Genomic DNA, 21269 nt, shown 5'->3' with positions numbered 1-21269 from the left:
GGTGCCGCCTCCGCTCGTGGGGTGCCGCCTCCGCTCGTGGGGTGCCGCCTCCGCTCGTGGGGTGCCGCCTCCGCTCGTGGGGTGCCACCTCCGCTCGTGGGGTGCCGCCTCCGCTCGTGGGGTGCTACCCCTTGCTCCCTGCGGTGCGACCTCCGCTCGTGAGGTGCTACCCCATGCTCCCTGCGGTGCGACCTCGGCTCGTGAGGTGCTACCCCTTGCTCCCTGAGGTGCGAGGAGCGTTAGCGACGAGCCTCGAAGGGCCTGGTGAGATAACCTCGCCAGCCCTTCGAGACGCGCCCTCCGCAAGCTCCGGACGCTCCTCGGGGAGCAGGCATGTCGCGTCCTCCGCAAGCTCCGGACGCTCCTCAGGGAGCAGGCATGTCGCGCCCTCCGCAAGCTCCGCACGCTCCTCAGGGAGCAGGCATGTCGCGTCCTCCGCAAGCTCCGAACGCTCCTGAACGGAGCGGGCTCTTCCGACCTGCACGACGCCCGGCGAACCGCGAGAAATTCGTCCCCGTGAGCACCCTCCGAGGGCATACTTCCCTCGGAAGCCCCTGAGAGGGACGAGATTTCGCTCCGCCCGGCCCCGCTGTGCAGCTCGCACGCCCGCATTCCTGCGCACGACGCCGGAATGACGTCGCGCGCGATCTCAATCCGGTCCAACGACTTCGGCCGACGTCCTACAGCCGGAACGACGTCGCATGCGACGTCATTCCGCACCGGCTCATCGGATGCGATAGCCCCCTCGTGCGTGATCCGATACACCGTGCGCCGGCGACGAGCCACGAAGGGCTGGTGAGCAAACACTCACCAGCCCTTCGTGTTTCACTGCAGAGTCCTAAGACGCGGCGAGAATTCCGATCTCGAAGACCAGCGTGTCGCCGGGCTCGATGCCTGCGCTCGGCTGACCCTGGGCGTAGCCGTCGGCCGATGTCATCGCGACGCCGACCTTGGAGCCGACCTTCTGCCCGGCGATCGCCTTGCTGAAGCCCTTAATAACCCCGTTGAGCGGGAAGTCGACGGGGGAGCCGGTCTGGTACGCGCTGTCGAACTCGGTGCCGTTGCGGCCGTTGACGCCCACGTAGCAGACCGTCACCGACGCGGTCTCGGCGACGACGGGCCCGTCACCCTCGACGAGCGTTTCGACGACGGTCTGATCAACGCTGAACGGCGACTGGACGGTGATCTTCGGCGCCTCGGTCGCGGTGGCGGCGACCATCTCGACACCGCCGGTGGTGCCCTTCAGGGTCCACTGCGGCTTGGCGTCGTCCTTGGCCGGCGCGGTCGGGCAGCTGGTGGGCGCCGACCCGGTGTCGGTGGTGCCGGCCGCGGCGGTACCGGTGGCTTCGGTTGTGCCGGAATCGGAATCGGAGTCGGAGCTGCAGCCGGCCACCGTGAGGACGAGGGCCGCGCCGAGCGCGAGCGTCGCATTCTTCATGTTCACCCTGGTCACGCTACCCGAGCGCCCGACGATCACCGACCGCCGTGGTCGGCGACGATACGGGCAGCGCGGGCGAGGTCGGCACGGATCGCTTGTGCGGCCGGCCACCGGTTCACCGCCAGCACCGGAACACCGATCACCGGCACGGTGAGCGTCGCCTCCGCATGGACATCGGTGCCGCCGTCGGCTCGTTCGTCGAACCGGAGGGTGAGCACCGCGTCGACCGACCGCCAGCCACCGACCTCCCGCCACAAACGGTGAGGTTCGCAGGCCGTGACCTCCAACCGTGGAGACACCCCGGGCACGAGGGTGACGTCGGTCCAACTGGTGCCGACGTCACCCGCCCGGTCGCTGATCACGTGCAGGTCGTCGATGCGTCGCAGACTCGACTGCCACGCAGGCCGATTCCTCGGGTCGGTTAGATAGTCGAACGTGTCCGCGGGCGGCGTCGAGAAGGCGACGACGTCGTCGAGGATCGTGAACCGGGCGGGGGACAGCATCAGCTGATGAGGCCGGCGAGCTGGTTGATCTCCTCGACGGTGCGCGGCGAGACCAGCATCGTGGTGACGCCGGACGACTCCCACACCTTGATCTGCTCGCGCACGTGGTCGAGGTCGCCGACGATGGCCGAGTCCTCGACCACCGCGTCGGGAATGATCTGAGCGGCTTCCTCCTTGCGGTCCGAGCGGAACAGTTTCGTCACCTCGTCGACGACGTCGGAGTACCCCATACGGCGATACACCTCGGCGTGGAAGTTGGTGTCCTCACTGCCCATTCCGCCCATGTACAGCGCGAGGAAGGGCTTGATCGCGGCATAGGTCGCGGCCCGGTCGTCGGTGATGACGATCTGGGCGGTCGCGATGATCTCGAAGTCCTCGCGACTGCGCCGCGCACCGGGCCTGGCGAAACCCTCGTCGAGCCATGCGTTGTAGGTGTCGGCCATGCGCGGTGTGTAGAACAGCGGCAGCCAGCCGTCGGCGATCTCGGCCGCGAGGGCGACGTTCTTGGGTCCCTCGGCGCCGAGCATGACCGGGATGTCGGCACGCAGCGGATGGGTGATCGGCTTGAGCGGCTTGCCCAATCCCGACGCCCCGTCGCCGTTGTACGGCAGGGGATAGTGCGGTCCGGGGCTGGTGACGGGGGCCTCCCGCGCCCAGACCTGACGCATGATGTCGATGTACTCACGCGTGCGGCCCAGCGGCTTGGCGAACTTCTGCCCGTACCAACCCTCGACGACCTGCGGCCCGGACACTCCGAGTCCGACGATGTGCCGGCCGCCGGACAGATGGTCGAGGGTCAGCGCAGCCATCGCGCACGCGGTCGGCGTGCGCGCCGACAACTGCAGCACCGAGGTGCCCAGCCGGACACGGCTCGTCGACGACCCGAGCCACGCCAGCGGTGTGTAGGCATCCGATCCCCACGCTTCGGCGGTGAAGATGGAGTCGAAGCCGGCCCGTTCGGCGGCGGCGACGAGGTCGGCGTGACCGACCGGCGGCTGAGCGGCCCAATATCCGAGTTGCAGACCGAGTTTCATCAGTTGGTCCCTCTGGCGGTCTCGGCGGCGGCCTCGGCCGCGATCTGGTCGAACTGTGCCCCCATCGCCTCGGCGAGAGCCTGGGCGCCCGAGAGCGGCCGGACCATCACCATGAAGTCGTCGATCTTGCCGTTGTCGTCGACGTGGATGAAGTCGCAGCCGGTGACGGCCTTGCCGTTGACGTTCGCCTCGAAGACCAGCGCCGTGTCGCGACCCCCGGCGTCGTTGATCTCCCGGACGTAGCGGAAGTCCTCGAAGACACGCATGACGCCCCGCAGGATGGCCGAGGTGATCGCCTTGCCCGGGTACGGCTTGAACGCGACCGGGCTGGTGAAGACGACGTCGTCGGCGAGCAGGTCTCGCATCGCCTGCTCGTCACGTGCCTCGACGGCCTCTCGGAACTGCTTCATGCATGACCTCCTCGTCCACGGCAGGGGCGCCGTTGTGCGTACTGCTGTGCTCGACGCTAACGGATCCCCGACGCCGCGCGGGAGCCATCAGCACGACGAGCGCCATGGCCAGGACGCCGATGCCCGTCCAGCCGATCGCGGTGATCGGTTCGGACAGGACCGCCACCGCGAGGACGGTGGCAACGGCCGGCTCGATGAGGGTGATGGTGGTGGCGGTCGAACTGTCGATCCGTCCCAGCCCGCGGCTGAACAGCACGTAGCCGAGGAACTGCGGCACGACGACCAGGTACGCGAGGACGACAAGGCTTTCCGGATGATCGATCACCGACGGCACACAGACCGCGACCACCGGCAGCAACAGCACCCCGCCCAGTCCCATCACGCCACCGGCCGACGCCCCGCGGGCGACTCCCTGGTTCATCAGGCGTCGCATCGCCCACGAGAAGCCCGCGTAGGTCGCACCGGCTCCCAAGCCGAGCACGACACCCCAGGCGGAGGCACTGCTGTCGGCGACGGTGTCTCCGTGCGAGGACTCGCTCCGCGACAGCGCAAGAGCGACACTGCCGGCGATGCCCAGGGCACACGCGACGATCCACCGCCTCGTCAACATTCGACCCTCGGCCACCCGCTCGATCACCGCGGAGAACAACGGCGCCGACGCCAGCGACACCACGGTGCCCAGCGCGACGCCGCCGATGCGCATCGAGCCGTAGAAGCACAGCGGGTAGATCATCACGCAGACGCCGCCCGCCAGCACGGTCGGCCACCGCTGCATCAACGACGGCCACGCGGCACGGACCGCGCGGACGTTGATCGCGGCCTGGAGCAACCCTCCGCCGGCCATGGCGATGGCACCGATCGTGACCGCGCTTAGCGCGGGCGCCAGTGCGGCGACCGTCCCCGACGTCCCCCACAGGAACGCGGTGAGCGTCACCGCGAGAATCCCGGCGCGTTCGGCGGCGCGCGGATGCTCGCTCATCTGCGCGCGTCGAGGTGCGCGGGCATCGGATCCCGGGGCAGCGGGTGCCGGGCATAGAACTCGAGATGACGACGAGCCGCGTCCTCCCACGTCAGCGACGCGGCCAGCGCACGGCCGGCCTCGACGCGTGCCGGGTCCGGCGTGAGTGCCTCCGCCAGAGCGTCGGCGAGCTCGGGAACAGTCGACGCATAGGTCACCGTGTCGCCGAACACCTCTCGGAGAATGGGCAACTCTCGGGCCACAACGGGTCGTCCGGCGGCAAGTGCCTCCATCGCGGCCAGCCCGAACCCCTCCTTGACCGACGGGAACGCGAACACCCGGCTCGCGGCGACCAGCGACGGCAGCTCGTCGTCGGGCACGTTGCCGAGGACGATCGGTTCGACGTCGAGCTCGGCACGGCGACGGTCGAATTCAGCGCGGTAGTCCCGATAGTCGAACAAGGTCTCGCCGCCGGCGAAGACAAGCGTCAGCTCCGGATGCCGTTCGCGCAGCAGCGCATACGCGTTCAGCAGGTCGATGCTGCCCTTGCGCGGTTCGACCCCTCCGACGGCGAGCACGTACTCACCGAGTTTCGCTGTCCAGCGATGACGCGCTTCGACCGCTTCGGCGGCTTCCGACCCGGCGTCGGCGAATCTTTGATACGCAACACCATTCGGGATGACGTCGGCGGTCAGTCCCCATCCCTGCTGGACTTCGTCGGCGACCGCCCGCGACACACAGATCCGCGCGTACGGGTTCACGACGGCCTTCTCGTGGCATTCGACGAGGATCGGTGTCGTGAACTGATCGAGGTGGTGGATCGTACGGATACACGTGCCGACGGCGTTGGCGCTGATGCAGTCCTGGGCGTGCACGATGTCGTAGTCGCCGGGGTCGAAGGCGTCGCGCAGGGTGTCGATGGACCGCACGATGCGTTCGGTGATCGTCTCGTTCTCCCGGTCGGCGAACGGCACGAGCCGTAGCGTCACCGTCGGATCCACCGCGCGGAAGAAGCCCTCGTCACCGCCGCGCGCGAGCGACCAGACCGTCACGTCGACGCCGAGTCGAGCCATCGCCTCGGCCAGGTTCAGCGTGTGGACCACGCCCCCACGGGGTTTCGTGGAGTAGGTCAGCAGGGCGACGCGCGGCGAGGGGGAGTCCACACCGGTCATGATAGGTCCGCGATCGACCCGGCCGGCGAGGTCGCGCCGCGATAGGAGTCCGGTCGCAGTTCGGCGAGGTGGTTCAGCACGCGGCGGGCACGGTCGATCTCCGCGTCGACGTCGACGGTCGCGGTGGCCAGACCGCCCTTGGAGCGTGTGGTGGCGAGAATCTCGCCGCCCGGGCCGACGACCTTGGCCTGACCGAGGAACCGCAGCGAGCCCATCACGCCGGTCTGGTTCGACGACACGACGAACACCTGATTCTCGGCGGCGCGGGCGCAGTCGTACAGGTCGAACAATCGCGACTGGCGATCGGCGGGCAGCCGGGCGGCACGGTCGGTCACGCTCGCCGGCCACGCGGACAGGGCAGCGATGATCCGGGCGCCGTCGAGGGCGAGGGTGCGTGCCGATTCCGGAAAGGTCTTGTCGTAATCGATGAGCATGCCGATCCGGCCCACCGGGGTGTCGAAAGCGCGGAACCCGTCCCCGGCCGCGTAGGCCAGGGACTCACCGGCGGGCTGATGGACCTTGCGGTGGGTGCCGAGAGTCCCGTCGCCGGACACGCACACAGCGGTGTTGAAGTGCTTGTCGCCGTCGGCCTCGGTGTAGCCGATGCACACGGTTGTGTCGCCCGCGGCGGCGACGATCGCGGCCAGCTCGGGTCCGTCGGGATCCAGCGCCGGGGGCAGCTCGTCGGGGTCGGGATTCCGCAGGTCGCCGAGATATCCGCCGAGCGTGGCATCGGGGAAGACGAGCAGGTCGACGCCGTCTCGTGCGGCCGCCTCGACGATGCCGACGGCCTTGGACACTCCACGCTCCACGTCGCGGCCGAAGTGCGCGGCGAGAGCACCGAGGGTGACAGTGCTCATGGTCGAACGATACCGGGCGTACCGTCCGGAGAAGGGCTCACGCGAGGTCGGATCACGCGACCCCCAGCCCGGTCACCGTGGAGGCCACCGCAACCGTCACCGCGCCGTCGGGCCACCGCAGCCGCACGCCCGGCTCTGCGGTCAGGCGTCCACAGTCCACGATCGAGACAGTGCTCGGGGCCGGCACATCAGCACGACGACCCGGACGGTCCGCACTGAGCATCGCGTACCCGGGAAAGCACGTCAGCCACGCACCCATCGAGGCCTCGCTCGGGCGCGGCACCGCGGTCACGTCGAGTTCGGCTCCCGTACCCGACGCCTCGGCGAGCATGCCGAGTGTTCCGGCGATCCCGGCCATGCTCACGTCCTTCGCCGACGCCGGTCCAACCTTTGCGAGATGACCAGCCATCGCACACAATTCGTCGCTGCTGCGCGAACTCGTCGAGTCCCACTGCCGGTCGTGATAGCCCGGGCGCCAGGACCCGCCGAGATCGGCGTGCAGGGTGACCGTGTCGCCGACCGCGCCGCCACCGGCACGCAGCGGACGGCCGGTGGTGCCCAATGCCGTCACCGACAGCGCCGACGGCACGCCGACCTGCGTGTGACCCCCGAGAACCGGCGTCCGCCAGGCTCGTGCCGCATCGGCGATGCCACGGATGATGCGCGTCAGATGAGAGGTCGTGGGCGCACCGACGGCGTCGAGCAGTCCGATCGGTCGCGCCCCCATCGCCGACAGGTCGTTGATGTTGACCAGCACCGAACACCAGCCGGCCCATTCCGGGTCGCGTTCGATCATCGACGGGATGATCGCGTCGCAGGCCGCGATCACGTCGGTACCGGGCAGCGGTACGCCGTCGTCGCCGCGGAAGCCCGCGGCCCCGAGTCCGCCGTCTTGTTCGGCGAACGGCGCAAGTGCTTCGGCGAGAACTGCTTTGGTGCCGTCGACGGTGCGCTGGATGCGATGGATCGCCCATCGCATCTCCCGGTGCGCCTGACCGGCGATCACCGGCCCCGCGCCGCAGTCCTCCCAGCCGAGGCGTCGGAACATGCGTGCGTAGCGGTCCTGCACGGTCGCGTCGAAACGCAGTGCGCCCTGCTGCTCGATGTGCGCACACGCCGCCCGCACCAGCGCCGGACCGATCCCGACTGCGTGCCCGGGGTCGGCGACCACGAGCCGGCTGCCGAACCACCACCCGATGTCCTCGGTGTCCGACGATCCGGGCCACCGGACGGGAGCCACGCGAACGCCACCGGCGATCGAACCGTCCGGAAGCGTCGCGACGAGAACCACCGTGCGCGGGTCGTCGTCGGTGTCGTCGAGGTCGGAGTATGCGAAAAGACCTTGCCTGTCGACGAATTCGTGGTGTCGCATCGCGCGGTAGGCGGCGTGCTCATTGGTGGTGTCGGCAACCGTGATCAGGAAGTCGGGTCGCGCGGCGACGCGGCGTCGACCGGCAAGGATCGAGAGCTCAGCAGGCCTGTGCTCCTTGAGTAGCTCCGGAGCTTGCGGAGCGGAAGACCCCTGCTCCTTGAGTAGCCCCGGAGCTTGCGGAGGGGCGTATCGAAAGGACCTCTCCATCTCAGCCACCCACCGTCGGCAGAATGCTGCACGCCCCGCAGGCCGCACACCCGGCCCGCTGATCGACCCCGGCCATCCCGATCAGGGTGAGGTGCCCGGCGACCTCGCGACTGATCTTCTCCACGATGGCCGGGTCGGGTGCCGGCGCATCGTCGACGTCGACGGCGAGCGTCCCCGCATGTCGTCGGAACGGCACGATGAACGGGTAGACGCCCAGGTCGGCGAGTTCCTTGGCGCCGGCGATCATCTCGTCGGTGCCTTCACCGAGCCCGACGAGCAGGTACGTCGACACCTGATTCCGTCCGAACACGCGCACCGCTTCGGCCCAGGCGGCGCGGTATTCGTCCATCGAGACCGACGACTTACCCGGCATCCACCGGCGCCGCACCTCGTCGTCGAGGGATTCGACGTGGATGCCGATCGCGTCGGCGCCGGCCTCCCGCAGTTCGGTGAGGACCGCGAGGCCGGCGGGCGGTTCGCACTGGACCTGGATCGGCAGATGGGGGACCGCTGCCTTGATCGCACGGACACAGCGTGCGAGATGCCGTGCGCCCCGATCGCGGCCGTTGGTGGTGCCGGTGGTCAAGACCATCTGGGTGATGCCGTCGAGTTCGACTGCGGCGCGGGCGACCTCGGCCAGCTGCTCGGGCTTCTTCACCGCGATCGTGGATCCCGACCGCAGTGATTCCTCGATCGAGCAGAACCGGCACCGGTCCGACTTTTCGTACCGGATGCAGGTCTGCACCACCGTCGTCGCGAGCACGTTACGTCCGTGCAGGCGGGCGATTTTCTCGTAGCTGATGCCGTCGGCGGTCTGGAGGTCGTAGAACCGGGGCCGCCCGATCGCCTCGACCTCGATGCCGACGTCCACCCCGTCGTACAGGACGCGGTCGCCGTCGAAGACGAATGGGCTCTGCGGGTTTCGCGGGATCGCGGCGTGCAGCCCGTCGACCATCAGGTGGCCGTCGTCGCTAGGGCCGGCCCCGCCGGTTCGCTGTACCGGCGGCTCGCCCCGAATCCCGAGCAATGCCAGGTCAACTCGTGTGGATACCGTCATGGGTACTCCTCCTCCCGCTCCCTGAGGAGGCCCGGAGCTTGCGGAGGGCCGTCTCGAAGGGTTGGTGAGACTTCGATCGGATGTGTGGTTGTTGTAATCGCGACGAGCTGGTTCTTGCTCCCTGAGGTGTGAGGAGCGTTAGCGACGCCCTTCTCACTCCCTGAGGTGTGAGGAGCGATAGCGACGCCCTTCTCGCTCCCTGAGGTGTGAGGAGCGATAGCGACGGTGCCCCGTCCCGCTCCCTGAGGTGCGAGGAGCGATAGCGACGAGCCTCGAAGGGCCTGGCCACGTACACCGCAGGCCCTCGGTGACGCGTCTTCTCGAACGTTGCCACGCAATCCGCCGAGAAACTCGTCCCCGTGAGCACCATCGGAGGGCAGATTGCCCTCGAAAGACCCTGAGGGGACGAGTTTTTCGGGCGCACGACCCGCTCGAGGCGTTCACCTCGAGATCCGGACCCAACTACTCCGTTTCTCCCGGCCATCTACTGCGCCGCCGCCAACCGCGGTCGGTTTTGGTCCAGAGCACCGACGATGTGCTCGGCCACGTACTGCGCATCCCGGTCGATGCCGAGGAAGCGTCCGGAACCCCAGGTGTGCATCCACGGCAACCCGACGAAACTCAGTCCGGGCACTTCGGTGATCCCGCGGGTCTGCATCGGGCGCCCACCGCCGTCGAAGGCGCTGGCCTCGATCCACCGGTAATCGGGCCGGTAACCGATGGCCCAGATGATCGACGTGACACCCGCTGCGGCCAAATCCAGTTCGGCCGGATCCTCCTCCGGAGCCCACACCGGTTCGTACCGTGCGGGTTCCGGCGCGTCGATCCCCAATGAGTCTATGTGGCGGTCGATGTCGGAGCAGATCGAGTTGTAGACGTCGTCGGCCTTGTCCAGCGCGTCGGTGAGCGTCGGCGCGAACCGCAGGGTCGAATCCTTGCCGTCGGTGAGCATGCCGTAGAGCTGCATTCCCTCGAGCGCGAAGCGGCGCAGGTCGATGTCGCGGCCACCGTCGCGGCCGGTGACGTAGTGGTTGGTCTTCTCCTGGGCGGCACGGCCTCCCGGATACTCCTGGATGGGAGTGTCGTAGAGGCCCATGTCCGACAACCACGTCATGCAGTCGCGACCTCGGTAGAAGCGCGCGACCCGGGGAGCGTTGCCGATGGCCAGATGCACCTGTCGTCCGGCCAGGTGCAGGTCTTCGGCGATCTGGGTGCCCGACTGTCCGGATCCGACGACGAGCACCGAACCCTCGGGCAGCTGCTCCGGATTGAAGTACTCCTCGGAGTGGACCTGGTGGAGTGCCGGGTCGAGCGCAGATGCGAACGCCGGGATGACGGGCAGCGGATAGCCACCGGTCGCGATCACCGCCTGATCGCAGGTGACCGTGCTGACGCCACTCGGACCGTCGAGGGTCACCTCGAACAGGTCGGCGCTCGGCCGCTGTAGCCGGGTCACCCGAGTGTGTTCGACGAGCGGCGGTTCGAAGGTCTGCAACCATCCCTCGAGCCAGGCCACGACCTCATCGCGGGTCATGAACCCATCGGGCTCCGGCCCGTCGTAGGCGTATCCGGGCAGACGGCAATGCCAGTTGGGAGTCACCAAAGTGAAGTTGTCCCACCGCTTGTCGGCCCACGCATGGACCGCGGTCTCGGCTTCGACGACAAGGTGTTCCACGCCGGCCTGCCCGAGGTACCAGCTGACCGAGAGACCCGCCTGGCCGCCGCCGATGACGACGACCGGTACGTGTGCCTCAGATGTGTTCGCGCTCATGAGTCCTCCTCAGTGCTGAGCGGCACGGCGCCCTCAGTGCTGGTTGAGCCGGGTCGGAGCGAAGCAATGCCCGTGTCCTCGCTGCTGGTTGAGCCGGGTCGGAGCGAAGCAATGCCCGTGTCCTCGCTGCTGGTTGAGCCGGGTCGGAGCGAAGCGACGCCCCGCGTCGAAACCTCCGAGCCCGGCAACGGCGGGTACATCGAGACGACTTCGACCTCCGCCGAATCGGCATGCCGCGCAGCATCGCCCGCGATCGCCTCGGCGGACTCGGCCGCCGACGTACACGCGAAGCCGTACTTGGCGCGCACCCGTGCGCTGGCCTCCTCGAGGGCGAGGGTCGCTCGCGACCGGAAGTCGTCGACGCGGTAGGTGCCCGGCGCGAGGTGGTCGTGCAGGACGAGGCTGGGGGAGTAGTACTGGCGGGACAGGCCGTCGGGCCACCGCACCTGGACGGTCATCTCAGGCATGGGCGAGGTCCCGCCACGCGAGGTCGTCGGCGTTCTCCGGTTCGGTGAGCAGTCCGTACACCTCGGGCCGCCGGTCCCGCAGGTGGAACATGCCGGCGCGCATCGCAGTGAAGCTCTCGCCGATGTTCACCTCGGCGACCGCGAGACCGCTGCCGAGAAGCGTTGTGTCGAGGACGTTGCCGCCGGGGTCGACGATCTTGGCGTTCCCGACGTAGCGCAACGACCCGAAGGTTCCGCTCTGGTTGGACGCCACCCACACGACCTGGTTCTCCAGGGCGCGGGCGGCGTCGAAGAGGTTGAACCGGTACGTCCACCGGTCCTCTTGGAGGTTCTCGGCGGTCGCGGTGCGGGCGGCCGGCCACGCCGACAGGCTGGCGATGATCTCCGCACCCTTGAGCGCCATGATCCGGGCGGCCTCGGGAAAGGCCTTGTCGTAACAGATTTGGAGGCCGACCCGTCCGACGGGGGTGTCGAAGACCCCGTACCCGTCACCCGACGAGTACGACATGTTCTCGCCGAGCGGCTGGTGGACCTTGCGGTAGCTGCCGTAGATCCGGTTGCCGTCGAGGACTGCGGCCGCGTTGTAGCGGGTCTCGCCGTCCTCGCCGAGTTCACAGAACCCGATCGCCACCACCAGGTCACCGACGATGGACTGAACCCGAGCGATCTCGGGTCCGTCGAGGGAGATCGCCGGTGGCAGCGACCGTGCACTGTTCTTACGGGTGTCGCCGTGGTTGCCCAGCGACGACAGGTAACCGCCGATCGCCGCCTCCGGGAAGACCAGGAAGTCGACGCCGCTTGCCTGCGCCTGGGCGACATAGTGTTCGATTGTCGCGTAGTTCTGTTTGAGATCGCGGGAGAAGTTCGCCGCGACGGATCCGATGGTGGTCATAGGATGTCCCAGGGTCGGTGGTGCGAAAAGTGTTGTGGCCTAGACCATGTACGTCGAGTTGATGATCGCGCCCTTGCGTGCGTAGTGGATGATCGCGTCCTGGACGTCGAGCGGATGCGCCGGGATGACACCCTCGATGAGGTCCTCTTCGCGACCGCCGTGCAGTGCGAGGCCGAAGCGGCAGCAGAACACGGTGCCGCCTTCGGAGATGAAGGTCTCGAGGGCGTTGTTGATGTTCTGCTCACCCGGGAAGCCGGAATCGCCGGTGGTCGGAAAGCCGCGCGTGGCAAGGCAATTGATGGCTCCGGGACCGTAGAAGTACATGGCCGACTCAAATCCCTTGCGCAGCGCGCGGGTTGCCTGCAGGACCGCGACGAACGACACCGACGACTCGTGCGCGATGCCGTGCACCAGGGTGAAGTACGTTTCCCCGTCCTCGGCCTGGTAGTCCGGGAAGATCTTGGTGCCGCCATAGATGTTGGACCCCTTGGGAAGTGAGGGATGCGGGATCTCCGCCAGCGACGCGGCGATGTTCTCGGTGATGGTTTCGTCGAAAGAGGGCACAAGGACTCCTGGAGTGGTGAGACGACGGCGCGCGGCGCCTCGGCGCGTGTGAAAGGCGGATCGGGCATCGTTGCCCAAGAGCAGCAGATCGGAAGACTTCGATCACATCGAGTAGCTGAACGCTACGAGAACCAGTTCACCGGTCATCGATTACCGGGTGGTTACCGCTGGAATAAATGGATGGCCGATCTACGAAACACGACGCTCGCCACAGCCGGCCGCACGTCGGCTCGACGAGACAGAGCGCGGGTCCGCCAATAAAAAGGTCCGACGAACCGGTCGGGTCGGGGGTCTGACCGGTTCATCGGACGTAAGTCAGCATATCCTCTGCGTCTCGCCAGGTCGAGCGAGGGATCCGCAATTCTGTGACCTGTTTCTCACGGATTCCCGACGAATCCGACCCTTACGGCACCGTAACCATCCGTCGACGTCGCCCATCCTGGCGACACACCCCACGGTCGGCCGATCCGTGTGACGTTGTGCGCCGCTCTGCTCGCCGAGTAGCGCTACGTCTGCTGGCCCAGTAGCGCCGACCGAGCGGAGCGAGGACGCCGCATGCCCCTGCTGGCCGAGTAGCGCCGACCGAGCGGAGCGAGGGCGCCGCATGCCCCTGCTGGCCGAGTAGCGCCGACCGAGCGGAGCGAGGGCGCCGCATCCCCCTGCTGGCCGAGTAGCGCCGACCGAGCGGAGCGAGGGCGCCGCATCCCCCTGCTGGCCGAGTAGCGACGACCGAGCGGAGCGAGGACGCCGCGTATCGAGGTCACCCCGACGCGTGTCGCGCCCACCCACCGCGCCGACCGCGCGCAAGCATGTACCCATGCTCACCGCCCTCCTCTACGGACTCGTCACCGCGGTACCCATCGCCATCGGCGCCGCGATCGGTCTCCGCTGGGATCTGCCGTCGCGAGTCCTGGCCACACTGATGGCCTTCGGCGCGGGCACGATGATCGCGGCGGTCTCCACCGAACTATTCGTCCCGGCCTTCAAACAGGCGGGTATCGGCCTCGCGGGGGCGGCGCTGTTCCTCGGTACCGCGGTGTACGTCGTCGCCGACCACCTCGTCGAAACCAGGCTCGGTTCACGCGCGATCGGTCCGGCGCTGATGCTGGGTGTCTTCCTCGACGGCGTCCCGGAGAACACCGCGCTTGGTGTGTCGCTCACGGCCGGCGGCTCGCTCGTCCTGGTGGTGGCGATCGCCGTCGGCAACGTCCCGGAGGCGGTGAGCGGGGCGTCGTTGATGCGACGCGAACACGACATGTCTCCGCGGTACGCGCTGGTGATGTGGGTGGTGACCGCCGCGATCCTCGTCGCGGTGACGGTCGGCGGCTACGCGGTCGCCGACGCCATCTCGCCGACCGCGATCAGCATCGTCCAGGCTTTCGCCGGTGGTGCGACCCTCGGTGTCCTCACCACCGGCCTGATGCCCGAGGCCTACCGCGAAGGCGGCTGGTGGGTGGGTCTGGCCACCGCCGCCGGCTTCCTGCTCGCGTTCGTCCTGGGCTGAGCCGACGACCTCAGTGCGTCTGCGTCGCCTCCGGGTCGCTGGCCACGTTGCCCTGGGCGAGATCGTGCAGCGCCCGGAAGACCTTCTTCGACGCTTCGGCCCACGGCATGAGGATCGGGAACACATGGAACATCCCCGGTTCCTCGATCGCGTGCGTGGGCACCTCGGAGTCCTCCAACCGTGCTGCGAATTCACGGATCCCGTCGCGGAACATCTCGTCGCCACCCCAGCAGACGAAGGTCGGTGGGAACCACTCCGGATCCGGGTCGGCGTTGATCACCGACACGCGTGCGTCGTTCGGCTGCACTCCGTGCAGGTAGGGCGTCACCGGGATGTTCCACGGCAGCACGTCGTACTGGGCGTTCTCGGTGATCGACGGGTGGTCGAGGTCGAGGTCGATCTCGGGGGAGAACAACGCGAGCGCACCGGGCTTGGGCAGTCCCTTCGCGTGCAGATGCGCCACGAGCGACGCTGCGAGCCCACCGCCTCCTGAGTCCCCGGCGACGATGATGTGTTCGGGGGTCACGCCGCGTCCCAGGAGGGCCTGGTAAACGTCCGCGGCGTCGAGAACTCCCGCAGGGAACGGGAATTCGGGTGCCATCCGGTAGTCGGCGATGAACACCTCGAACCCGGTGATCCGCACCAGCGACGACGCGAACGCCGAGTACATGATCGGCGACGTCCCGATGTACCCACCGCCGTGCAGGTAGAGGATCGTCGCCCCGATCTCCTGCTTCTCCTCGTCCTCGTCGACGTAGGCGTCCGTACTCGCCTTCGCACGACACCACAGACCCGGAACGCCACCGATGGTGTCCTGGGTCAGTTCGACGCCGTCGGTCAACTCCACGAACGGCGGCATCACGACCCGGCAGATCTGGTCGAGGATCTTCTCCATCGAGCGGAACTCCTCGATCGGCAGACCCATCGAATAACCCATGAACGCGCGGATCGACTGGCGTGTCACAGCCTGCCCGACGTTGTCGAGCAGGCCCGCCGGCCCCGACCACGGCCTCTTGAACGGCACGCGCGCGAGCCCGCCGAGCATGCTCTGCGCCAGCCCGACGACGGCCAGCGTCGTCAACGGTCCGGATGCGGTCTCGACCTCGGGACGATCAGCCATCACCATGACGCTCAGCGTAGCGACGCTCACGCGGACCGGCTGGACACGCGACCCACCGGACTGGGGTGCCGTCGGGGGGACGTGGCAGACTATCGCGGGTCCTGTAGTCCCCGAGATCCACGTGAGGCGGCGATGGAGAGTTCTGCCTTCCCGGCTCAGCGCGAGGCCGGGCGAACCGCCGCGCCGCCGGCATCGGTGCAGGTCACACTGGGTGACGCACTGGAGGCCAACCGGTCGCTGCAGAAGTCGGCGGCGGTGAAGCTGTTCGCCGCGAACAACTCGGCCCTCTACGTCACCTTGATGGAACGTCACCTCGACTACGGCACCAAGATGTCGGAGGTCGAGCTGACGATGCGACTCGAACGCGACCTCGCCGAACTCGACCTCACCGACGACCAGCCCACCGGGCTGGAACTGGTCAAACTGTGGGCTCGTCAGGGCTGGCTGCACCGCGTCACCGACACCTCCGACCCCGACGCCCCCAACCTCTGCCACCTGACCAGCGAAGCCCGCTCGGTCCTGGACTTCATGCGCCGCCAGCGCCGCGAGGACTCCATCGCCACCGGCGGCTCGATCACCGGCATCGCCGCCGAACTCCGCCGCGTCGCCGGCCAGGTCAGCAACGACCCCGAGACCATCCGCCTCGAGCTCGAGGCGCAGATGTCCGACCTCGACGCCGAGCTCGCCGACCTCGAAGCCGGCCGCCGCCCACCCGTCGACCTCCGCGTCGCCGAGGACTCCGCCCGCGCCATCGGTTACCAGATGGAGCAGATCATCTCCGACATCGGTCAGTACGGCACGATGCTCGACCGCATCACCACCGCGCTGCTCGACGACCCGGGCGACTCCGACCTCGCCTACCGCGACCGACAGCGCCAGCTCTTCGACGACTACGAGGCCCTGCTGCAGTCGTCGCAGTCGGCGTCGTACCAGGCGTTTTCCCAGATGATCCAGGACCCGGAGCGTCGCGCCCGTCTCAAGGTCGATATCGACACCATCATCGAGAACTTCCCCGGCATGGACGCCGGACTGCGGTCGGTGATGGACAACTTCTTCGGGCTGGTCACCCAGCAGATGGCCGAGGTCGGCCGCACCCGGCAGCGCTGTGCCCGTCGTATTCGACGCTTCGTCGCGTCGGGCACCCTCGAGCAGAGCCGCGGTCTGGCGCGTCAGCTCAACGACGCCCTCGCCACCGCCAACGACCTGCTCAAGACCTCCCTCGCGGACCGTCGCCTCGGTTACGAGCTGCCGCTGGCCGCTCCGACGCTCAACTCGATCGGCCGCCTCGCCTTCGAGATCCGCGAACACGTACCGCCCGCCCCGGCACTGCCCGCCGGTGGCGCCGACGCCGATCTGACCGCCTTCGCCTCGATGACCGGCCAGGTAGACACCGTCGAACTCACCGAGACCGTGAACAACGCCGTCGCCGCCGGACCCGTCCCGCTCACCGACGTCATCGAGGGACTCGACGAGCCGTACCTCGCGCACGTCATCGTCCTGTGGTCCTGGGCCCAGAAGCAGGCCGCGGCAGGGGAGAAGGTGCCGATGACCACCGTGCGCTTCCGGTCCCTCCTCGGGGAGGACCACGCCATCGAAGTCCCCGACCTGACCTTCACCGAACCGATTCCGACTGCGGAGGTCGACGCCGAATGACCACCAATTCCTCGCTCCCTGAGGTGCAAGGCGACCACCCGCTCCCTGAGGTGCGAGCGCAGCGAGCCACGAAGGGCCCTGAGTTGGAAGCCGACCCCTCGCTCCCTGAGGTGCGAGCGCAGCGAGCCACGAAGGGCCCCGCCGCAACACCCGACGAATTCGCCGGCTTCGACGATCTCCCCACCGTCGCGAACCGAGCCGCCTCCCACACCCCGAGCGCACCCCGCTTCGACGGCGACGTCAGCGAGATGCCCGACCGTGCCTGCTGGGCGCTGCAGAACCTGCTGGCCCGCCGCTATGTCAGCGGTGACCGGCAGCCGCAGCTGTGGTCGTGGGTGTCCGAGTACCAGGACGTCCTACGCATCCGCCTGTCCGAGCTCGACCTTCGTCTGCGCCTCGTCGGCGAACTGCAGGTCGCCTTTGTCGAGCAGGCCGGCTACGACTCCCGTTGGGGCCGACGCATTCTCAAGCGCGAGACGGTCCACACCTACGACGCGATCCTGGCGCTGCATCTCGCCAAGTACATCCGTGCCGCCCGCGACGAGGATGCGCTGATCACCCGCGAGGAGATCCACGAGCTCTTCGCCGGCGTCACCAACACCATCGACCGCGACCTCGCCCTCTTCGACAAGCGCATCGAACGCGCCATCGACAAGATGGAAGAGCTCGAGTTCCTGCGCAAGCAGCGCGACGACGCCGACACGTTCACCGTCAGCCCGGTGATCTCCGCGGTGATGACGGCCTCGGTGATCACCGATCTGCAGCGACAGTTCGAGCAGTTCATCGGCTCCGGCGACACCGGGGAAGAACCCCCGGAAAACGCGGCCGACGACCCGACGGAACCCGACGTCCGCGATCTTGATGCCGACGGCAGCTTCGGCGACGACGAAGGAGACGAGTGGTGAGCGTCGACCAGTACCACCTGTCCCGGTTGCAGCTGATCAACTGGGGCGTGTTCGACGGGTATCACTCGATCCCGTTCAGCTCCAACGGTTCTCTGATCACCGGGTCGTCGGGTTCGGGTAAGTCGTCGTTGCTCGACGCCATCTCGCTGGCGTTCCTGCCCGACCATCGCCGCAACTTCAACGCCTCGGGCGACGCCACCGCGGCCGGCTCGTCGAGCGGTAAGCGCACCGTCGGCAAGTACGTGCGCGGCGCGTGGGGCGAGCGGCGTGACGGCACCAACGCGCACCGCGAGATCATGTACCTGCGCGGCACCGGCCCGGCGTGGGCGGCCATCGCGGTCACCTACACCTCCACCTCGGGCACCGCCATCACCGGTCTGGTCCTCAAGTGGCTGGCCGCGGGCAAGATGACCGACGCGCACAGCTCGTACTTCATCTACGACGGCGACGCCGACGTCGTCGAGGCCTGCAACGAGTGGGCCGCGGCCAACTACAACTCGGCCAAGTTCCGCGACCGCGGCTGGCGCGGCGGTCCCGGCGAGGGCAAGTACCTCTCGACGCTGTACTCGCTCATCGGCATCCGCGGCTCCGACGCCGCGCAGCAGCTCCTCGGAAAGGCCAAGTCGCTCAAGAGCGTCGGCGGTCTCGCACAGTTCGTGCGGGAGTTCATGCTCGACGCCCCGACGTCCATCGTCGGCATAGCCGACGCCCTCGAGCAGATCGACCCGCTCGTCGAGGCCCGCGAACTGCTCGACGTCGCGCGTCGCAAGCGCACCATCCTCGGCAACATCGAGGAGGTCCACGAGCGGTACGCGACCGAGTCGGCAACCTTCAGCGTCCTCGACACCATCGACAGCAACACCATCCGCAGCTACGTCAACAATCTGCGGATCCGCAACGCGCAGCCCGAGGTCGCCGACCTCGACGACCAAATCACCCGCCTCGACAGTGATCTCGCCGCGCTGACCACCCAGCACGACCAGCTGCGCCAGGACCACAGCCTGCTGCTGGCCCGCATCGCCACCTCCACCGGCGACCTCGCTCCGCTGCGCGAACAGCTCGGCGGCGCACAGAAACTCAGCACCGAGGTCACCGCACGACGAAACGCTTACGAGGACAAGGTCTCCGCACTCGGCTTCTCACCGCCGACCAACGCAGAGGGCTTCTGGTCGCTGCGCGAGGAACTCATCGAAGAGGCCACCAAGATCGACGGCCAGCTCGAGGCCGGCCGCGCCCACTACGCCGAGGCGCTCGCCCGCGAGGTCGCCGCCCGCAGCCGGCGCGACACCGCGCAGGAAGAACTCGGCCGCGTCGAGCAGGCCGGTTCCGCCCTGCCGCGCACCGAACACGAGATGCGCCGCGTCATCGCGCACGCGCTGCAGATCGACGAGTCCGAGCTCAAGTACGTCGCCGAACTCGTCGAACTCGACCCCGACGAGGAACGCTGGCGCCTGGCCGTCGAGAAGGTCCTGCGCAACGCCGGCCTCCGACTGCTCGTGCCGGACAAGCACTTCCGCTCCGCCCTGCGCTTCGTCAACTCGCACGACATGCGCGGCCGGATTCAGTTGCACCAGGCCGAGACCCGCCCGATGCCCGACGTCGAGCCGGGCACCCTGGCGTCCAAGCTGCGTTCCGTCGACCCCGGCCATCCGTGTGCCGCCGAGGCGATGACGGTGCTCTCGAAGCTCGGCAATCACATGTGCGTCGACAACCCGGGGGAGTTCTCCCAGTACGCCAAGGCCGTCACCGACCAGGGTCTGCGCAAGGATTCGGCGAAGCTGGCCGTCAAGGACGACCGCCAGCAGCTGCGCCGGTCGCAGTACATCTTTGTCGGCGACGTCGAGTCCAAGATCTCCGCGCTGCGCGACGAACTCGCCTACGAGGAGCGCGCTTTCGACGACGCCCGTGAGGACTGCGCCGAACTCGACCGCGAACGTTCCGCCAAGGAACGACGCCGCGACGCCTATCGCCGTGTGTGTGAGCAGTTCACGCAGTGGAACGAGATCGACGTCGATTCCGTCGATGATCGCGTCGACCAGCTCACCGACCAGTACGACCTCCTCATGGAGGAGAACCCCGACGTCGAGGCCCTGCAGCGCAAGGCCGAGGACCTCTGGGAGCAGGTGCGCCACGCGATCTCGCAGGCCGCGCTGGTCAAGGACAAGATCGCCCGCCAGGACGAACGACGCACCCAACTGCTCGACCTCATCGACCGGCTGAAGCCCGAAGACGTTCCCGCACAGGCGGAGAAGACCCTCGACGGCTTCCGCGAGGACCTCTCGGCGACCCTCGACGTGCTCAACCCCGAGCCGTACCGCCAGGAGATCGTCAAGGCCGCCGGCCGCGAACGCGACCGCATGCGCTCCGATGCACGACGCTCCCGCGACGAGCTGGCCCGGATCCTCGACACCTACGACGAGGAATTCCCCGACGCCATCCCCAACGACAGCGACGACTTCGACGAACGCATCCATGACTACGTCGCCGTCTGCCGCCGCATCGACGAACGCGAACTGCCGTCGGCCTACGAGCGGATGCGCCGCCTGATCACCGAGCAGGCACCCGGCGCGATCCTTGGTCTGCACATGGCCGCCGACGCCGAGGAACGACGCATCGTCGAGCAGATCGAACGTGTCAACACCGGTCTTGGCGCGGTGGCGTTCAACAGCGGCACCCGCCTGCGGCTGGTCCCGGGCCGCAAGAAACTCGCCGCGGTCGAGGAGCTGACCGAGAAAGCCCGCCAGATCTCCACGCGTGCAACGGCGGTCAGCTTCGGCGACGAGCAGGCCATCCTCGAGCAGTACTCCGACATCCTGCTGCTGCGCGAACGCCTCGCCGGCAACACCCTGGAGGACCGCCAGTGGACGCGCGACGCCCTCGACGTGCGTAACCGCTTCGACTTCTACTGTGAGGAGCACGACGCCGAGAGCGGCGAGACCATCCGTACCTACTCGAACGCCGGCGACAACTCCGGCGGCGAGCAGGAGAAGCTGATGGCCTTCTGTCTCGCCGGTGCCCTGAGCTTCAACCTGGCCAGCCCCCACGGCAACGACAACCGGCCGATCTTCGCCCAGCTGATGCTGGACGAGGCGTTCTCCAAGTCTGATCCGCAGTTCGCGCAACAGGCACTAAGTGCGTTCCGCAAGTTCGGGTTCCAGCTGATCATCGTCGCCACCGTGCAGAACACCAGCACCATCCAGCCGTACGTGGATAACGTGGTGATGGTGTCGAAGGTCGAGGCCGGTCCGGATCTGCGGCCGATTGCGACCGCAACGTCGACGACTATCAAGGCGTTTTCGGAGTTGCGGCGGTCAGGGAGTCAGTTGCAGGTGTAGGACGGGGAAAGTCGGTCCGGTCCGGCAAGCCGGACCGTCGGTCAGAA

At 68.0% G+C, this 21269-nt stretch carries 18 protein-coding genes; 4 read left to right on the top strand and 14 right to left on the bottom strand.

Translation table 11 applies throughout. The features are described 5' to 3' along the window. Positions 1 to 838: 838 nt before the first annotated feature. The 13 genes from BPODLACK_RS07900 to BPODLACK_RS07840 form a co-directional block, all read right to left on the bottom strand. Positions 839 to 1438, bottom strand: a complete 600-nt coding sequence (locus BPODLACK_RS07900) for an FKBP-type peptidyl-prolyl cis-trans isomerase (RefSeq protein WP_035760315.1) — start codon at positions 1436 to 1438, stop codon at positions 839 to 841. Between the two features lie 35 nt (positions 1439 to 1473). After that, the gene (locus BPODLACK_RS07895; RefSeq protein ID WP_024498021.1) at positions 1474 to 1941 is read right to left on the bottom strand and encodes an SRPBCC family protein; all 468 of its coding nucleotides are present in this window, start codon (positions 1939 to 1941) and stop codon (positions 1474 to 1476) included. Further along, complete coding sequence (locus BPODLACK_RS07890; RefSeq protein WP_024498020.1) at positions 1941 to 2975, bottom strand: LLM class F420-dependent oxidoreductase; 1035 nt, start codon at positions 2973 to 2975, stop codon at positions 1941 to 1943. Before BPODLACK_RS07890 ends, BPODLACK_RS07895 begins: the two co-directional genes overlap by 1 nt. Further along, positions 2975 to 3385 carry a nuclear transport factor 2 family protein gene (locus tag BPODLACK_RS07885; protein WP_024498019.1) on the bottom strand — a complete coding sequence of 137 codons (411 nt, stop codon included), beginning with the start codon at positions 3383 to 3385 and terminating at the stop codon, positions 2975 to 2977. Before BPODLACK_RS07885 ends, BPODLACK_RS07890 begins: the two co-directional genes overlap by 1 nt. Further along, positions 3351 to 4364, bottom strand: a complete 1014-nt coding sequence (locus BPODLACK_RS07880; protein WP_024498018.1) for a DMT family transporter — start codon at positions 4362 to 4364, stop codon at positions 3351 to 3353. The genes BPODLACK_RS07885 and BPODLACK_RS07880 overlap by 35 nt, the downstream gene beginning before the upstream one ends. Beyond that, positions 4361 to 5515: an MSMEG_0565 family glycosyltransferase gene (locus BPODLACK_RS07875; protein ID WP_035760313.1), complete on the bottom strand. Its 1155-nt coding sequence runs from the start codon at positions 5513 to 5515 to the stop codon at positions 4361 to 4363. The genes BPODLACK_RS07880 and BPODLACK_RS07875 overlap by 4 nt, the downstream gene beginning before the upstream one ends. Beyond that, positions 5512 to 6375 carry a carbon-nitrogen hydrolase family protein gene (locus BPODLACK_RS07870; protein ID WP_024498016.1) on the bottom strand — a complete coding sequence of 288 codons (864 nt, stop codon included), beginning with the start codon at positions 6373 to 6375 and terminating at the stop codon, positions 5512 to 5514. The genes BPODLACK_RS07875 and BPODLACK_RS07870 overlap by 4 nt, the downstream gene beginning before the upstream one ends. Positions 6376 to 6427: 52 nt before the next feature. Next, complete coding sequence (locus BPODLACK_RS07865) at positions 6428 to 7954, bottom strand: MSMEG_0567/sll0787 family protein (protein ID WP_236577634.1); 1527 nt, start codon at positions 7952 to 7954, stop codon at positions 6428 to 6430. Between the two features lies 1 nt (position 7955). Then, positions 7956 to 9011, bottom strand: coding sequence for an MSMEG_0568 family radical SAM protein (locus BPODLACK_RS07860; RefSeq protein ID WP_159405048.1), 1056 nt, complete (start codon positions 9009 to 9011; stop codon positions 7956 to 7958). A 484-nt stretch (positions 9012 to 9495) separates the two neighbouring features. Further along, on the bottom strand, positions 9496 to 10782 hold the full coding sequence (locus BPODLACK_RS07855; protein ID WP_159405047.1) for an MSMEG_0569 family flavin-dependent oxidoreductase: 1287 nt from the start codon (positions 10780 to 10782) through the stop codon (positions 9496 to 9498). Further along, positions 10779 to 11249: an MSMEG_0570 family nitrogen starvation response protein gene (locus BPODLACK_RS07850; RefSeq protein ID WP_159405046.1), complete on the bottom strand. Its 471-nt coding sequence runs from the start codon at positions 11247 to 11249 to the stop codon at positions 10779 to 10781. The genes BPODLACK_RS07855 and BPODLACK_RS07850 overlap by 4 nt, the downstream gene beginning before the upstream one ends. Beyond that, positions 11242 to 12141 (bottom strand): carbon-nitrogen hydrolase family protein, encoded by a 900-nt coding sequence (locus BPODLACK_RS07845; protein ID WP_159405045.1) that lies wholly within the window; start codon positions 12139 to 12141, stop codon positions 11242 to 11244. Before BPODLACK_RS07845 ends, BPODLACK_RS07850 begins: the two co-directional genes overlap by 8 nt. A 39-nt stretch (positions 12142 to 12180) precedes the next feature. After that, complete coding sequence (locus BPODLACK_RS07840) at positions 12181 to 12705, bottom strand: MSMEG_0572/Sll0783 family nitrogen starvation response protein (RefSeq protein WP_005195025.1); 525 nt, start codon at positions 12703 to 12705, stop codon at positions 12181 to 12183. A gap of 817 nt (positions 12706 to 13522) precedes the next feature. On the opposite strand from BPODLACK_RS07840, the gene BPODLACK_RS07835 reads away from it, so the two are divergent. Then, the gene (locus BPODLACK_RS07835; RefSeq protein WP_159405100.1) at positions 13523 to 14209 is read left to right on the top strand and encodes a ZIP family metal transporter; all 687 of its coding nucleotides are present in this window, start codon (positions 13523 to 13525) and stop codon (positions 14207 to 14209) included. A 10-nt stretch (positions 14210 to 14219) separates the two neighbouring features. Here BPODLACK_RS07835 and BPODLACK_RS07830 read toward each other — a convergent pair whose 3' ends face one another. Beyond that, a complete protein-coding gene (locus BPODLACK_RS07830; RefSeq protein ID WP_159405044.1) occupies positions 14220 to 15335 on the bottom strand; it encodes an alpha/beta hydrolase in 1116 nt (371 codons plus the stop codon). Between the two features lie 126 nt (positions 15336 to 15461). Between BPODLACK_RS07830 and BPODLACK_RS07825 the strand changes: the two genes are divergently transcribed. Genes BPODLACK_RS07825 through BPODLACK_RS07815 form a run of 3 tightly spaced genes read left to right on the top strand, consistent with a single transcriptional unit; the run spans position 15462 to position 21222 of the window. Beyond that, complete coding sequence (locus tag BPODLACK_RS07825) at positions 15462 to 16982, top strand: DUF3375 domain-containing protein (protein ID WP_159405043.1); 1521 nt, start codon at positions 15462 to 15464, stop codon at positions 16980 to 16982. Next, on the top strand, positions 16979 to 17887 hold the full coding sequence (locus BPODLACK_RS07820; RefSeq protein WP_159405042.1) for a DUF4194 domain-containing protein: 909 nt from the start codon (positions 16979 to 16981) through the stop codon (positions 17885 to 17887). The genes BPODLACK_RS07825 and BPODLACK_RS07820 overlap by 4 nt, the downstream gene beginning before the upstream one ends. Further along, a complete protein-coding gene (locus tag BPODLACK_RS07815; protein ID WP_201450600.1) occupies positions 17884 to 21222 on the top strand; it encodes an ATP-binding protein in 3339 nt (1112 codons plus the stop codon). The genes BPODLACK_RS07820 and BPODLACK_RS07815 overlap by 4 nt, the downstream gene beginning before the upstream one ends. The last annotated feature ends 47 nt before the right edge of the window (positions 21223 to 21269 follow it).

The organism is Gordonia sp. YY1 (genome assembly GCF_009872315.1).
GTDB classification, from domain to species: Bacteria; Actinomycetota; Actinomycetes; order Mycobacteriales; family Mycobacteriaceae; genus Gordonia; species Gordonia amicalis.
The sequence above is the reverse complement of the archived record's forward strand: the minus strand, read 5'-3'. Positions and strand labels throughout refer to the sequence as shown.

Bases quoted from the DNA above. Each gene is read 5' to 3' on its own strand.
- BPODLACK_RS07855 (WP_159405047.1), bottom strand. From the start codon at position 10,782: ATGAGCGCGAACACATCTGAGGCACACGTACCGGTCGTCGTCATCGGC.
- BPODLACK_RS07850 (WP_159405046.1), bottom strand. From the start codon at position 11,249: ATGCCTGAGATGACCGTCCAGGTGCGGTGGCCCGACGGCCTGTCCCGC.
- BPODLACK_RS07835 (WP_159405100.1), top strand. From the start codon at position 13,523: ATGCTCACCGCCCTCCTCTACGGACTCGTCACCGCGGTACCCATCGCC.
- BPODLACK_RS07875 (WP_035760313.1), bottom strand. From the start codon at position 5,515: ATGACCGGTGTGGACTCCCCCTCGCCGCGCGTCGCCCTGCTGACCTAC.
- BPODLACK_RS07895 (WP_024498021.1), bottom strand. From the start codon at position 1,941: ATGCTGTCCCCCGCCCGGTTCACGATCCTCGACGACGTCGTCGCCTTC.
- BPODLACK_RS07870 (WP_024498016.1), bottom strand. From the start codon at position 6,375: ATGAGCACTGTCACCCTCGGTGCTCTCGCCGCGCACTTCGGCCGCGAC.
- BPODLACK_RS07820 (WP_159405042.1), top strand. From the start codon at position 16,979: ATGACCACCAATTCCTCGCTCCCTGAGGTGCAAGGCGACCACCCGCTC.
- BPODLACK_RS07865 (WP_236577634.1), bottom strand. From the start codon at position 7,954: ATGGAGAGGTCCTTTCGATACGCCCCTCCGCAAGCTCCGGGGCTACTC.
- BPODLACK_RS07860 (WP_159405048.1), bottom strand. From the start codon at position 9,011: ATGACGGTATCCACACGAGTTGACCTGGCATTGCTCGGGATTCGGGGC.
- BPODLACK_RS07830 (WP_159405044.1), bottom strand. From the start codon at position 15,335: ATGGTGATGGCTGATCGTCCCGAGGTCGAGACCGCATCCGGACCGTTG.
- BPODLACK_RS07885 (WP_024498019.1), bottom strand. From the start codon at position 3,385: ATGAAGCAGTTCCGAGAGGCCGTCGAGGCACGTGACGAGCAGGCGATG.
- BPODLACK_RS07880 (WP_024498018.1), bottom strand. From the start codon at position 4,364: ATGAGCGAGCATCCGCGCGCCGCCGAACGCGCCGGGATTCTCGCGGTG.
- BPODLACK_RS07900 (WP_035760315.1), bottom strand. From the start codon at position 1,438: ATGAAGAATGCGACGCTCGCGCTCGGCGCGGCCCTCGTCCTCACGGTG.
- BPODLACK_RS07845 (WP_159405045.1), bottom strand. From the start codon at position 12,141: ATGACCACCATCGGATCCGTCGCGGCGAACTTCTCCCGCGATCTCAAA.
- BPODLACK_RS07890 (WP_024498020.1), bottom strand. From the start codon at position 2,975: ATGAAACTCGGTCTGCAACTCGGATATTGGGCCGCTCAGCCGCCGGTC.
- BPODLACK_RS07825 (WP_159405043.1), top strand. From the start codon at position 15,462: ATGGAGAGTTCTGCCTTCCCGGCTCAGCGCGAGGCCGGGCGAACCGCC.